Source organism: Bradyrhizobium sp. JR4.1, assembly GCF_040548605.1.
Classification (GTDB): domain Bacteria; phylum Pseudomonadota; class Alphaproteobacteria; order Rhizobiales; family Xanthobacteraceae; genus Bradyrhizobium; species Bradyrhizobium canariense.
Genome location: NZ_JBEPRY010000005.1, coordinates 235,196 through 247,558 on the forward strand (window position 1 = coordinate 235,196; position 12,363 = coordinate 247,558).

General features: G+C 62.9%; 16 protein-coding genes. 7 read left to right on the forward strand and 9 right to left on the reverse strand.

Annotated elements, in window-relative coordinates:
* The first annotated feature begins 37 nt into the window (after positions 1–37).
* The 5 genes from ABIB90_RS14705 to ABIB90_RS14725 all read left to right on the forward strand — a co-directional run bounded on the left by ABIB90_RS14705 (position 38) and on the right by ABIB90_RS14725 (position 4,596).
* Positions 38–1,327, forward strand: a complete 1,290-nt coding sequence (locus ABIB90_RS14705; protein ID WP_354200967.1) for an ABC transporter substrate-binding protein — start codon at positions 38–40, stop codon at positions 1,325–1,327.
* A 4-nt stretch (positions 1,328–1,331) separates the two neighbouring features.
* Positions 1,332–2,291, forward strand: a complete 960-nt coding sequence (locus ABIB90_RS14710) for an ABC transporter permease (RefSeq protein ID WP_354158941.1) — start codon at positions 1,332–1,334, stop codon at positions 2,289–2,291.
* A 3-nt stretch (positions 2,292–2,294) separates the two neighbouring features.
* On the forward strand, positions 2,295–3,173 hold the full coding sequence (locus tag ABIB90_RS14715) for an ABC transporter permease (RefSeq protein ID WP_354158943.1): 879 nt from the start codon (positions 2,295–2,297) through the stop codon (positions 3,171–3,173).
* A 20-nt stretch (positions 3,174–3,193) separates the two neighbouring features.
* Positions 3,194–3,925, forward strand: coding sequence for an aspartate/glutamate racemase family protein (locus tag ABIB90_RS14720; protein ID WP_354159295.1), 732 nt, complete (start codon positions 3,194–3,196; stop codon positions 3,923–3,925).
* A gap of 176 nt (positions 3,926–4,101) precedes the next feature.
* Entirely contained in the window at positions 4,102–4,596 is a 495-nt protein-coding gene (locus tag ABIB90_RS14725) for a hypothetical protein (protein WP_354200968.1), read from the forward strand.
* 174 nt (positions 4,597–4,770) lie between these two features.
* Here the strand turns inward: ABIB90_RS14725 and ABIB90_RS14730 are convergent, their stop codons facing one another.
* Positions 4,771–5,133 (reverse strand): hypothetical protein, encoded by a 363-nt coding sequence (locus ABIB90_RS14730; RefSeq protein ID WP_354158947.1) that lies wholly within the window; start codon positions 5,131–5,133, stop codon positions 4,771–4,773.
* A 103-nt stretch (positions 5,134–5,236) separates the two neighbouring features.
* Complete coding sequence (locus tag ABIB90_RS14735) at positions 5,237–5,539, reverse strand: hypothetical protein (protein ID WP_007602556.1); 303 nt, start codon at positions 5,537–5,539, stop codon at positions 5,237–5,239.
* A gap of 92 nt (positions 5,540–5,631) precedes the next feature.
* Between ABIB90_RS14735 and ABIB90_RS14740 the strand changes: the two genes are divergently transcribed.
* Positions 5,632–5,847 (forward strand): hypothetical protein, encoded by a 216-nt coding sequence (locus ABIB90_RS14740; protein WP_007602555.1) that lies wholly within the window; start codon positions 5,632–5,634, stop codon positions 5,845–5,847.
* Positions 5,848–5,878: 31 nt separating this feature from the next.
* Here ABIB90_RS14740 and ABIB90_RS14745 read toward each other — a convergent pair whose 3' ends face one another.
* The 4 genes from ABIB90_RS14745 to ABIB90_RS14760 form a co-directional block, all read right to left on the reverse strand.
* Entirely contained in the window at positions 5,879–7,285 is a 1,407-nt protein-coding gene (locus tag ABIB90_RS14745) for a PAS-domain containing protein (RefSeq protein ID WP_354200969.1), read from the reverse strand.
* Positions 7,286–7,573, reverse strand: coding sequence for a hypothetical protein (locus tag ABIB90_RS14750; RefSeq protein ID WP_354158954.1), 288 nt, complete (start codon positions 7,571–7,573; stop codon positions 7,286–7,288).
* Positions 7,574–7,699: 126 nt separating this feature from the next.
* On the reverse strand, positions 7,700–8,230 hold the full coding sequence (locus tag ABIB90_RS14755; RefSeq protein WP_354158956.1) for a gamma carbonic anhydrase family protein: 531 nt from the start codon (positions 8,228–8,230) through the stop codon (positions 7,700–7,702).
* A 90-nt stretch (positions 8,231–8,320) separates the two neighbouring features.
* Entirely contained in the window at positions 8,321–8,650 is a 330-nt protein-coding gene (locus ABIB90_RS14760) for a DUF6949 family protein (RefSeq protein WP_354200970.1), read from the reverse strand.
* Positions 8,651–8,872: 222 nt separating this feature from the next.
* Between ABIB90_RS14760 and ABIB90_RS14765 the strand changes: the two genes are divergently transcribed.
* A complete protein-coding gene (locus ABIB90_RS14765; RefSeq protein ID WP_354200971.1) occupies positions 8,873–9,580 on the forward strand; it encodes a hypothetical protein in 708 nt (235 codons plus the stop codon).
* A 157-nt stretch (positions 9,581–9,737) separates the two neighbouring features.
* On the opposite strand, the gene ABIB90_RS14770 is transcribed toward ABIB90_RS14765, so the two are convergent.
* The 3 genes from ABIB90_RS14770 to cysE form a co-directional block, all read right to left on the reverse strand.
* Positions 9,738–10,928: an FAD-binding domain gene (locus ABIB90_RS14770; RefSeq protein WP_354158961.1), complete on the reverse strand. Its 1,191-nt coding sequence runs from the start codon at positions 10,926–10,928 to the stop codon at positions 9,738–9,740.
* 94 nt (positions 10,929–11,022) lie between these two features.
* A complete protein-coding gene (locus ABIB90_RS14775) occupies positions 11,023–11,241 on the reverse strand; it encodes a DUF3126 family protein (RefSeq protein WP_007602550.1) in 219 nt (72 codons plus the stop codon).
* Positions 11,242–11,367: 126 nt separating this feature from the next.
* Positions 11,368–12,192 carry a serine O-acetyltransferase gene (gene cysE / locus ABIB90_RS14780; RefSeq protein WP_007602549.1) on the reverse strand — a complete coding sequence of 275 codons (825 nt, stop codon included), beginning with the start codon at positions 12,190–12,192 and terminating at the stop codon, positions 11,368–11,370.
* Positions 12,193–12,363 lie beyond the last annotated feature (171 nt).

The window sequence follows — 12,363 nt, forward strand, 5'->3', positions numbered from 1 at the left end:
ATCAATCACCGGAATGCGCAACAGAGGAGTGAGCGATATGACCGAAACGACCAGGAAGAAGGGCCTTAGCCGCCGCACGCTACTGAAGAGCACCGCGGGTCTCGCCGGCCTTGCCGCCGGCTCCGGCGCCATCACCGGATTTCCATACGTCATGTCGGCCGAGCCGAAGGTGCTGCGCTATCTCGGCACCGCGGTGAACGAGGGCGACGAGATCTCCAAGCAGTGCCTGAAGGACACCGGCATCAAGATCGAATACATCACCGCGACCACCGACGACGTCACCAAGCGCGTGATGACCCAGCCGAACTCCTTCGACGTGCTCGACACCGAATATTTCGCGCTGAAGAAGATCGTGCCGTCGGGCAACATCCTTGCCCTCGATGCCAGGAAGATCAAGGAATTCGACAACATCACGCCCGTCTTCACCAAGGGCGTCACTCCCGGCGGCAAGAAGATCGGCGGCCAGGGCACCGCGCCCTGGAAGGTGCTCTATCTCGAAGGCAAGGACTCCAAGAAGTTCGCGACCTCGGCAACCGAGTTCGTCACGCTCATCCCGACCGTCTACAACGCCGACACGCTCGGTATCCGCCCCGACATCATCAAGCGTCCGATCAGCTCGTGGGCCGAATTGCTCAATCCCGAGTTCAAGAGCAAGGCCTCGATCCTCAACATCCCCTCGATCGGCATCATGGATGCCGCGATGGTCGTGGAAGCCACCGGCAAGTACAAATATGCCGACAAGGGCAACATGACCAAGGAAGAGATCGATCTTACGATGAAGGTGATGACCGAAGCCAAGAAGGCCGGTCAGTTCCGCGCCTTCTGGAAAGACTTCAACGAGAGCGTCAACCTGATGGCCTCGGGCGAGACGGTCATCCAGTCGATGTGGTCGCCGGCGGTGACGAAGGTCCGCTCGATGGGGATTGCCTGCACCTTCCAGCCGCTCAAGGAAGGCTATCGCTCCTGGGCGTCCGGCTTCTGCGTCTCGAAGGGCGTCTCGGGTGCGAAGCTCGAATGGGCCTATGAGTTCGTCAACTGGTTCCTTTCCGGCTATGCCGGCGCCTATCTCAACCGCCAGGGCTACTACTCCGCCGTGCTCTCCACCGCGAAGGCGCATATGGAGCCGTACGAGTGGGCCTATTGGATGGAAGGCAAGGCGGCAGAGAAGGACATCAAGGCGCCCGACGGCTCGCTGCTCGAGAAGGCCGGCGCCGTGCGCGACGGCGGCTCCTACGAGGACCGCATGGGCGGCGTCGCGTGCTGGAACGCCGTGATGGACGAGAACGACTACATGGTGCGCAAGTGGAACGAGTTCATCGCAGCGTAATTTGATGGACACGTCAGAGGACATCCTGCAACAGGCATCCCCGGACCTGGTCCGGGGATCGGAGACGGCGCGCCGCAGCAGAGCGGCGCGGCTGTCACCCTCCTTCATCTCCTGGCTTCAGGCCGGGCCGATGATGCTGGTGTTCCTCGCCTTCTTCCTGATCCCCCTCGTCTTCGTCGTCATCGTCTCGTTCTGGGACTACAACGAATACCAGTTGCTGCCGGCCTTCTCGGGCCGCGGTTACACCGACACGTTCGAGGGCTGCATCGCGCAGCTCCCCGATCTCTGCACCATCGCCAAGACTTATCTGAAGACACTGAAGCTGTGCTTCCTCGTGTGGGTCATCACACTATTCATCGGCTTCTGGGTCGCCTACTTCCTCGCCTTCCACGTCAAGTCAAAAACCTGGCAGATGGGACTGTCGCTGCTCTGCACGATCCCGTTCTGGACCTCCAACGTGATCCGCATGATCGCCTGGATTCCGCTGCTCGGGCGCAATGGCCTTGTCAACTCGGGCTTGGTGAAAACGGGGCTGATCAACCATCCCGTTGAATGGCTGCTGTTCTCCGAATTCTCCGTGGTGCTGGCGCTGGTGCATCTCTTCACCTTCTTCATGGTGGTGCCGATTTTCAATTCGATGGTACGCATCGACAAATCGCTGATCGAGGCCGCCTATGACGCCGGCGCGACCGGTTTCCAGACGCTCGTCAACGTCATCATTCCCCTGGCAAAACCTGGCATCGTGATCGGCTCGATCTTCGTCATCACCATCGTGATGGGCGATTTCATCACCATCGGCGTGATGGGAGGGCAGCAGATCGCGGCCGCCGGCAAGATCATCGAGACGCGGGTGAACGCGCTGCAATTCCCCGCAGCAGCGGCCAACGCCGTGATCCTGCTCGTCATCACGTTCCTGATCATCACCATGATGTCGCGCATCGTCGACATCAAGAAGGAGCTCTAGAGCATGACGGAAGGACGCCCGCGCTCTTTCTACGTGCTCGCGATCTTCTTCGCAGCCTACACGCTGTTTCTCTACGGCCCGATGATCGCGATCTACGTGCTGTCGTTCCAGGGGCCGCAGGGTGGCCTCACCTTCCCGATGAATGGTGTGTCGACTTTCTGGATCGCAAAACTGTTCCAGGGCACCGGCATCGTCGATCTCGGCGCGGCCTTTCGCCGTTCGCTGCTGCTCGGCATTATCGTGATGATCGTCACCGTCGTGCTGTCGGTCGCCGCGGGCATGGCGTTTCGCCGCAAGTTCAAGGCGCAAAGCATCCTGTTCTACTCGGCGATCGCGAGCCTCATCGTGCCCTCGATCATCACCTCGCTCGGCATCTCGCTTGAATTCCGCATCATCGACGATGTGATCAAGGGCACCTTCAACGAGAATTTCGAGACCTCGATGGGCCTGCTCACCTCAGGTCTCGGTGCACATCTGACCTGGACGCTGCCGTTCGGCCTGCTCATCATGTTCGCGATCTTCAACCGCTTCGATCCCAGGCTCGAGGAAGCCGCGCGCGATCTCGGTGCGACGCCGTGGCAGGCGTTCCGTCATGTCGTGCTGCCGATCATCCTGCCCTCGGTGATCGGTATCGGCCTGTTCGGCTTCACGCTGTCCTGGGACGAGCTCGCGCGCTCCAGCCAGGCGATCGGGGCCGTGAACACGCTACCTCTCGATCTCCAGGGCCTCACCACCACCGTGACAAACCCCGACATCTATGCGCTCGGCACCGTGATCTCGGCGGTGTCGTTCACGGTGATCGCGCTTGCGCTTGGCACCATCCACATGCTGAACAAGCGACAGGCGGCCAAAGGCTCGGACGCCGGCAAGGGGCTTGTCTGAAAAGGGGCTTGTCTGATCTGATGCGGCTTCACGTCGTCAATCCCAACACCACTGCGACCATGACGGTGAAGATCGCCGCTGCCGCGCGAAGCGTCGCCCTGCCCGACACGATGATCGATGCGCGCCAGCCCACGATGGGCCCGGTCTCGATCGAGGGATTTTACGACGAGGCGTTCGCGGTGCCCGGCATGCTCGGCTGCATCCGCGAGGCCGACCGCGACGGCGCGGATGCGCACATCATCGCCTGCTTCGACGACACCGGTCTCGACGCCGCGCGCGCCGCGGCAAAGGCACCCGTGATCGGCATTGGCGAGGCCGGCTTCCACATGGCGAGCCTGATCGCCGCGCGCTTCGCCGTGGTGACGACGCTCGGTGTTTCCATCGTGCCGATCGAACATAATTTGCGGAAATACGGCCTCGCCGAACGCTGCGCCCGCGTCCGCGCCGCCGAGGTGCCGGTGCTCGCGCTGGAGGAGCGCAACACCGATGCGCTCGCAAAAATCTCTACGGAAATCACGGCCGCGATCCGCGACGACCGCGCAGAGGCCATCGTGCTCGGTTGCGCCGGCATGGCCGATCTCGCCAATGAACTCGCCGCCACGCACGGCCTGCCCGTGATCGACGGCGTCGCGGCCGCGGTGACCTTGGCGGAATCACTGGTGCGATTGGGACTGAAAACCTCCCGGCTCGGACCCTATGCGGCGCCCCGATCGAAGACCTATTCAGGTCCGTTTTCGCCGTTTCAGCCCTGATCTCTGCCTCTGACGGGCGCTTGGATGCCCTAAGGCATCCTGATTGCTGGTTTTTTTGCTCTTAGCCTCTTTTTGGTCCCATTCCTTGCCGAAACGTAACGCTTTCGGGACACCCGGTGGCCTCAGGGTTGCCGGTCTTCGCCACTCACCAAGTTTCAATTTGGGTTTTGTCAGCGATGATCGATCTCGCAGAGGACGCACCGTCCAACCCGCTTCTTCGCCTCGGCGCCCAGCCCATCGCGCTGACCGCCGCCGCCCTCGTCCTGCTGATCGCCGGTGTGACCTCGATCGCGATCTGGCGCGCCTATACCGGCTCAGCCCCTGAGACCGACCGGGTGGTGGCGTCGCGGCAGCTTCAGGCTCGGACCGCACAGGCATCCGAGCAGCTGGTCGAGAAGACCAAGGGGCTGGAGGCAACCCAGCAGGAATCGATCGACCAGCTTCAGGTCGTGCAGGACCAGCTCCAGAGTATGAAGCGCTTGCTCGCATTCCAGCAGGCCGACACCAAGCGTCTGTCCGAGCAGGTCACGACACTCAACGAGTCCATCGACGGCCTGCGGCAATCCTTTGCGAGCGCCCGGGCGACCGAGGCGGAGACTCCCTCGGTTACCCGCAGGAAACCGGCGCGGCATCCCGTCCATGCCAGCGCACGCAAGCGTTCGCGCGGCTGAGCAGCCGGCGCCGCCTAAATTTTTGGACTTGTGAACTGGATCACATTCGCCCGTATGATTCCGAGCGATGCTCGCCGTCACCGGATGGCGTGAGCCGATTTCAATGTCCGGGGCTGGCAAGGTCGTTGACGGTATATTGCGTCAACGGCCTTGTTTTTTAACGGGTACCGCCGCCTATTCGCAGACATCCACGGAGCGGATGCGCCAGCCCGACGGCGTCATGACGCGCTTGCGCACGACGTAGCAGCCGCCATAGCCACCATCGTCGTAGCCGGTACCATAGTAATAGGGATCCCCGTAATACGGTTGGCCGTAGCCGTAATAGCCGCCGTAATAACCCGCGCCGGCGATACCCGCCCCGATGGCGATTCCCGGCCAGAAGCCACCGCCATGCCAGTGGCCGCCGTGACCCCAGCCGCCACCGTGGCCCCAGCCGCCACCACCGTGGCCGAAACCGCCCCGCGCCTGGGCGGCCTGTGGGGCTGACAGCCCGACTATCGCGACGGCCAGCGCCGCCATCATCATCTTGCGTAACATCCACTCGATCCTCCGCGTGGACACGCTCCACGCTCAAAGCAGGATCAAGCTAGCGTTCCCTGGGCATTCCGGACAGCCACGCTGCCTCACTTCCGCGCGAGCGTCAGCAGCCGCGGCAGATGCTCTTGAGCTTCTTGTCGAGCAGCCGGTTCTCGGCGTTGACGGCGGCGTCGGTGGATCCACCTGCGCCGGTCCCGGTGGTGGTTCCGGAGGTGGCATTCGCTCCCGATGATTGCGCCGTACCCAGGCTGTTGGTCCCGGGCGGCGGAGCCGGAGAATTGGCGACACCTCCGGCCGATCCCGCTGCGCCGCCGCTCGCTTGCGCGAACGCTACGGCCGGCATCGCGGCAAGGGCGAAGATGACAATCATGGTCTTGATTGAACAGGTTGCGGACGATGTTGCCATTCGAATGCTCCTTTACCGATCAACCGCCGCATCGATGACCGGTTCCGGAACAATTGCCGTCAGTTCAGCTTGAAAGGGGGAGAGCCACGATCATGCGAAAGCCGATCGCGTTCGACGCTGCAAACCAGAGAGGCGAAATCAGGATGACGGATCGCGATCCTTTTGCAGAGGGCGAACGCGCCGCGCGCGAAAACATTCCGGCAGAAGCCAATCCTTACTCGGACGGCAGCGACGAACACGCGTTGTGGGCTGCCGGTCACGAGAGGGTCGCGGGTGCGATCGAAGCGCGCGAATCCGAGGGAAGCTGAGGCGCCGCTTCGAATGGCGCGCGCCGTTGAACTACGCGGCCGCCACCATCCCCTCGGTCCGGTCCTCGACCATGGTCACGAACATGTGGGACTCTTCCCCTGCGCCGCCGATCTGGACACGGCGGGCGGAGATCACGCGGCGCCCGCGCTCGGCATTGTCGATGGTATCGACGATCGGCTCGAGCTGCTGTTTCTGCGCCAGAAGCTGTTGGTCGCGCTGCTCGATCAATTCGGCTGCCTCCGCGGAGAACAACTCCCGCGCGGTCTTGCCGATGATCTCGCCGCGCGACATGCCGATCATCTTCTCGGCCGCCTTGTTGACGAAGACGTAACGCAAATTGCGCGCGTCCTTGGCGATGATGCCCTCGGCCACGTTCTCGATGATGGTGGCGAGGAAGCGCTCCATCCGCTCGAGAATGCGCTCGCGCTGACGCTGCTCGGTGACGTCTTCCTGCACCGACACCCAGCCGCCACCGTCCATCGGACGCTCGTAGATCTTGATGATGCGGCCGTCATTCAGGGCGACCTCGTAGACCGCCGGCTCGCGCTTGGTGATCCGGTCGAGGACCGCCGCGACATATTTCGCGAGGTTACCGCTGAACAACCCGCTCCTGACTCTGTGCTGGAGAATTTCCTCGAGCGTCGACCCGGCCTGGATCGTCTCGGGTAGATTGTAGATCCCCCGGTAGTTGGTGTTCATCGCGACCACATTGGCCTTGCCGTCGAGCATAACCAGGCCCTGCGGCATGCTGTTGATAGCTGCCGAAAGCTGCCACTTCTTGGCCTGGTACTTGTCGTTGAACTTGTCGCGCTCGGTCATGGCCGCGTCGCGCGCCTGCGCTGTGCCGAGTTCGATCTCCTCGAGCTCGAAGATCCGCGCCACCGCATCGCGGAAGTTCTGTACGGCTCGCGCAAGACGACCGATCTCGTCGTGACGGCCGAGATGCGGCACCTCGCTCTTGACGTCACCGCCGGCAATGCGGTCGGTCGCTTGCGTGATCTCAGCCAGCGCCCCGACCACCGAGCCCCGCATCACAACGACGTTCAGCCCCGCGAAAACGAGCGCCACGAGCCCGAGCACGAACAAATAAGCCGCGGCATAGCGGTTCTCGTTGGCAAGTTCGTCCGCCTCGCGGGCGCGCTGCCCGTAGATCCGTTCCAGCGTCTCCAGATCGAGATTGAGCTTGTTGCGTAGCGTCCGGTTGGCGTCGTTATCGCCCCATTCGCGCGCTGCGGCCGGACTGATCTCCAGCCCGCGCCGAACAAGCTCCTGGCGAAATTCGATGAACTGCGCGATGCGCTGGCGGAAGCTCGAGACTTGCGCGGCATCGTCGGCGGCGACGGTCCGCTCCATGCTCTTCACCGCCTCGGCGAGTTCGCGGTTACGGCGCACCAGACCGTCGGCGAACTGCTTCATCGCGCCGCGATCGGCGGACATCTAGATGCCGCGCGATTCCATGACGACGGCGTAGATCAGCGTGTTGATGCGCCCGACATTGATCGCCGCCTCCGCCGAAGAGGCGTGCATGTGGCGGTAGGTCGTCTGCAGGCGGACGGTCTGGATCGACATCACGAGCAGGAAGGTGGTGACGATCGCGAGAAAGCCGGCAATGTTGTAGACTTTCTCCGCAACGCTCAGGGTATCCGCGCCGCGGGCGAAACGAACGAGCTTTTTCACAAATTTGGTTCCGGCGCCGAGTCCGGATCCCAGCGCCGCAGCATCCATGGCACCACTCCTCCTGGTTGAAAACGCTCCAGGATAGGCATGATGGCGCTAGCGGAGGATTAAAATACCGGCGGGTGTTTTTACGGTACGGAACCAGATGCCGGCCGCACACGGCCTGCGTGCATCTCAGTCGATCCGCTTGAGGCCCTTCGTGAAGCGCGGGCCGTTCGCGACGTAGAACTTCGCCGCGCTGCCCATCTTTTGCACCTGGGCGTCGTCGAGCGTGCGGATCACCCGCGCCGGCGAGCCGATGATCAGGGACCGTTCGGGGAATTCCTTGCCTTCGGTGATGACGGAGCCGGCGCCGACGATGCTGTTGCGGCCGATCCTGGCGCCGTTCATCACGATGGAGCCCATGCCGACGAGTGCGCCCTCCTCGATGGTGCAACCGTGCAGGATGACATTGTGGCCGACCGTACAGTTCCTGCCGATCTGAAGCGGAAAACCGAGATCGGTGTGGCAGGTCGAGCCGTCCTGCACGTTGGATCCCTCGCCGATCTCGATCCACTCATTGTCGCCGCGCAGCACCGCGCCGAACCAGACGCTCGCGCCGGGCTTCAGGCGCACGCGGCCGATCACGGTGGCGGTCTCCGCGATGAAGTAATTGCCGTCGGCGGGAAGGTCGGGCGCCTGCCCGTCGAGCTCGTAGATCGCCATGAGGGTCTCCTGTCGCGTCAACCCCAGCCATAGCGAAATGGCAGCGTCGACGCAAAGGGCCGCCGTGCAGGCAGCCCTACAGCGGGCGCATCAGACCAGGACGCCGGCCGCGCGGAGCGTCATCAGGAAGAAGGTGCCGCTCATCATGCTCCAGAAGCCGGCGATGACGGTGGCCATCATCACGAATTCGACGCGGCGGCTCTCCACCTGCCTGCCGCGCAGGGTGTTGCGCATGATGATGAAAGGCGCCGCGAACACCAGGAACGGAACCGCCGCGAAGGTCTTCGGCGCCACGCCGTCCTGCAACAGACCGAAGCCGGCGGGCCGCTGTGCGATCGTCTGGTATCCGCTGACGAGCGCTCCCGCGAGCGCGAAACCGATGCCGATCGAGAAGAATGTATTGAGAGCTTCAGGTGTCATCGGAACGGTCCGCCCTTACGCAACGCGAGGTGACTTCCTGTGACAAAGAGTGCCGGTTAACGCTACATTATCCTTAAGGGAAGGTTAACGCCGCCGGCCGTTCCACGCAGGCCTGTCTCCCTTCCCTGCAGCCGGCGAACGCTCCGCGAAATCGCAGCCGCGTGGCATATTCGCCGCTGATTCGTCGGCCATCGGCCGACTTCCGGCTCATTCGCGCGGCTCATGACGGTGTTTTCGGCAATTTCCCCTCAATCTCCCCGAGCGCACACCCGAGCCCATGTGGTGCCGATCGTGCTCGGCGGCACTGCCGCGATGTGCGCCGTCGCGCTCGTCGCCTATTTGTTGTGGCCGACCTGGAGCCCGAGCGGCGTGAACGCCCCGGACAAGCTGCCGGTGAGCGTCGGCGGCACGCTGTTCAACCTGCCGACCAACGCGATCCGCATGAAGATCCAGCGCCACTCCGGGCCGCAGGAGCGGATCGATCTCGACTTCCTGTATCCTTCGCTGGAGCCGCCGGGCGCGCCGAAGCACGTCACCGCCGATAGCGTGGATGCGGCGATGCAGCCGATCGACCGCATCTTCCTGTCGATCGCCGCGCATCGCGATGCGCTCTCGCCCGAGCAGCGCACCGCCACGATCTATCCGCGCTATCTCGACCAGGCCGCGGCAACGCCCCAGGACGGGCTGACAATGCGGATGTTCCGCGCCGATACGCCCTACGGCAACGAGGATCTCTATTCTGCCGCGAGTCCTGCACTGACCGCGCGCTGCACGCGGGATGCGGCGACGCCCGGCATGTGCCTCGCCGAACGCCGCGTCGGCGGCGCCGATCTCACCTTCCGCTTTCCGCGCAGCTGGCTATCGCAGTGGCGCGATGCGGCGGAAGCGATGGAGAAGCTGACGGCGCAACTGCGCGGCCCGAAGGGCTGAGCGGCCCCGAGCCTCCAAAACAAAAACTGCGAAAACAACCCCATGCACAGTAGCCAAGTGCCTGGCATGACTTCGTATTTTCGAAGCCGGCTTGGGAAAACTCGATCTCCCTCCGACAATTCGTCTTTTTCGAAAATGATTCAAAGCCGCAGGCCATTCAAACGCCGATCTCCTTGTGATCGCTCCAGCGATAAGTCGGCAGATCCAGCTTGTCGGCAAGGTCTCGACCGATGGCGAGTCTCGCCGCACCGGGAAACGAGAACGCCTTCACGACCTGATTGCGAAACCACAATCCCCATGACGTCCGCGGCGCAAATGCCGCGGCGAAGCGCTCCGCTCCGCGCTGCTTGGCGCCGATATAGCTGCGAAGGCGAGTCTCATAGGCGCTGAATGCTTCCTCGTGGCGCCCGTAGGCGCGTGCGAGTTCTCCCGCAAGCACATAGGCAGAGATCATGGCCAGAGCCGAGCCCTGCCCGGCGACGAGCGAGACGCAGAACGCAGCGTCTCCAATCAGCACGACGCGGCCCCGCGACCAGCCGTCCATCCTGATCTGGCTGACCCGGTCGCAATACAAATCATCGGCGCGCTCGAGTTCGTTCAGAATGTCTGGGCATTCCCAGCGGGCGTCGCGATAGAGATCACGCAGCTGTGCCTTTGCGGCAGGCCCGACCGCATCGCCGCGAAACACGAAGAGGAACAAGGTGCGATCATTGCACAGCGCGAAACGGCCAATCATCCGGCCCGGCCGGTTGTGCATCAGATACACATTCTCGTCGCGACGACGATAGCCGCGGGTTTCGAATGCCGCGACGCCATAGCCGAGATTTCTTTCGAACGTCCCGATCGAGCCGAACGCAAGGCTGCGCACCTGCGAATGCAGGCCGTCAGCACCGACGACGAGATCGAAACGTCGGCGCCCGCCGCGCCGCAACTGGACCTCGACCCATTCAGGCTGCTGCTCCAGGCCAACGATCTCCTCATCGAAGATCGTTTCAACACCATCGCGGACCGTACCGTACAGCAGGCGCGACAGATCGCTTCGTGCCAGAGTGACGTAACGCCCGCCTGTGAGATCGTCGAGGACGTTCGTACCAAATCCGGCGACACGCCGGCCGCGATCGTCGACGATCCGCATTTCCCTGACGCGATAGCCGGCGCTTTCGATCGCCGGCAACAGCCCCATCCGCTCGGCGATGTCGTAGCCCAGCCCCCAGAAATCGATCACGTAGCCGCCGCGACGAAGTGCGCTCGCGCGCTCGACCAGCGTCGGCGCGTAGCCCGCCGCCTTGAGCCAATAGGCGAGCGTCGGCCCTGCAATCCCCGCCCCGGAGATCAGAACTGTTCGCATGGAAGGAATATGGGAAAAGCGGCGGCCGATCGCACCGCCACGTCAGACACCAAATGGTGAGGGCGGGAAGTTCCGCCTCACCAATCGCGTCGCATCACTCCTGGTCGACGAGATCGTCCTCGAGGATCGCCATCTGGAACTGGAACGAGCGATCATCGTCCTCGTCGTCGACGAAGAGCACACCGATGAATTCCTCGCCGATATAGACTTCGGCGGAATCATCCTTCTTAGGCCGCGGCACGACGCGGATCTTGGGATTGCCGAATACGCGCTTCAGATACGCGTCGAGCTTCCTAACTTCCTTGACGTCCACGGCAAGTCTCCAATCGAAATCTAGGTTGGCGCGGGTTTTAGGACGAGACGCGACCAACCGCCAGCATGAATTGCCAAAGAATTTGGGAACGAAAAGGGCTGGAAAATCCGGCCCTCTTCCTCAGGCTCACAGCCCCATGGCGTTGATCATCTGATCCATGGTGCGCGACGGCTCAGCGCAGCCGGCTTCGCCAACGACCTTGGCGGGCACGCCTGCGACCGTCACGTTGTGCGGCACCGGTTTGACCACGACCGAGCCCGCCGCGATGCGCGCGCAATGGCCGATCTCGATATTGCCGAGGATCTTCGCGCCGGCCCCGATCAGGACGCCGTGGCGGATCTTCGGATGACGGTCCTCGTTCTCCTTGCCGGTGCCGCCGAGCGTGACGCCATGCAGGATCGAGACGTCGTCCTCGATCAGCGCGGTCTCGCCGCAGACGAAACCGGTGGCGTGGTCGAGGAAGATGCCGCGGCCGATGCGCGCGGCGGGATTGATGTCGGTCTGGAATACCGCAGACGCGCGACTCTGCAGATAATACGCAAAATCCTTGCGGCCCTTCAGATAGAGCCAATGCGCGAGGCGGTGGGTCTGGATGGCGTGAAAGCCCTTGAAATAGAGCAAGGGATCGATGAAGCGCGAGGTCGCGGGGTCGCGGTCATAGACGGCGACGAGATCGGCGCGGAACGCGTTGCCGAGATCGGGATCATCGCGTAGCGCCTCGTCGTAGGTCTGGCGCACGAGATCGCCCGACAGCGCGGAATGATCGAGCCTATCGGCGACACGATGGATGACAGCATCTTCCAGGCGGCTGTGATGCAGCACCGTCGAATAGATGAAGGTCGCAAGCTCCGGCTCGCGATGGACGATGTCCTCCGCTTCGCCGCGGATCCGATCCCAGATCGGATCGAGCGTTGCGAGCTTTCCTCCCGGATTGACCTGATGCACTGCCATGAGATCTGCTCTTTCGAATTGGCTCGTTTCGATGGTTCTATAACACAGTCTAGGCGACAAAGTCCTGACGGGCTTGCCTGAGAGTGAACAGTGCGTTGCCCAGCGGGGGCATGCCAAGGCGTTGAATCACAACAGTTTCTTCCGACACCCCGGGCGGCAAGGTCGGCTCAA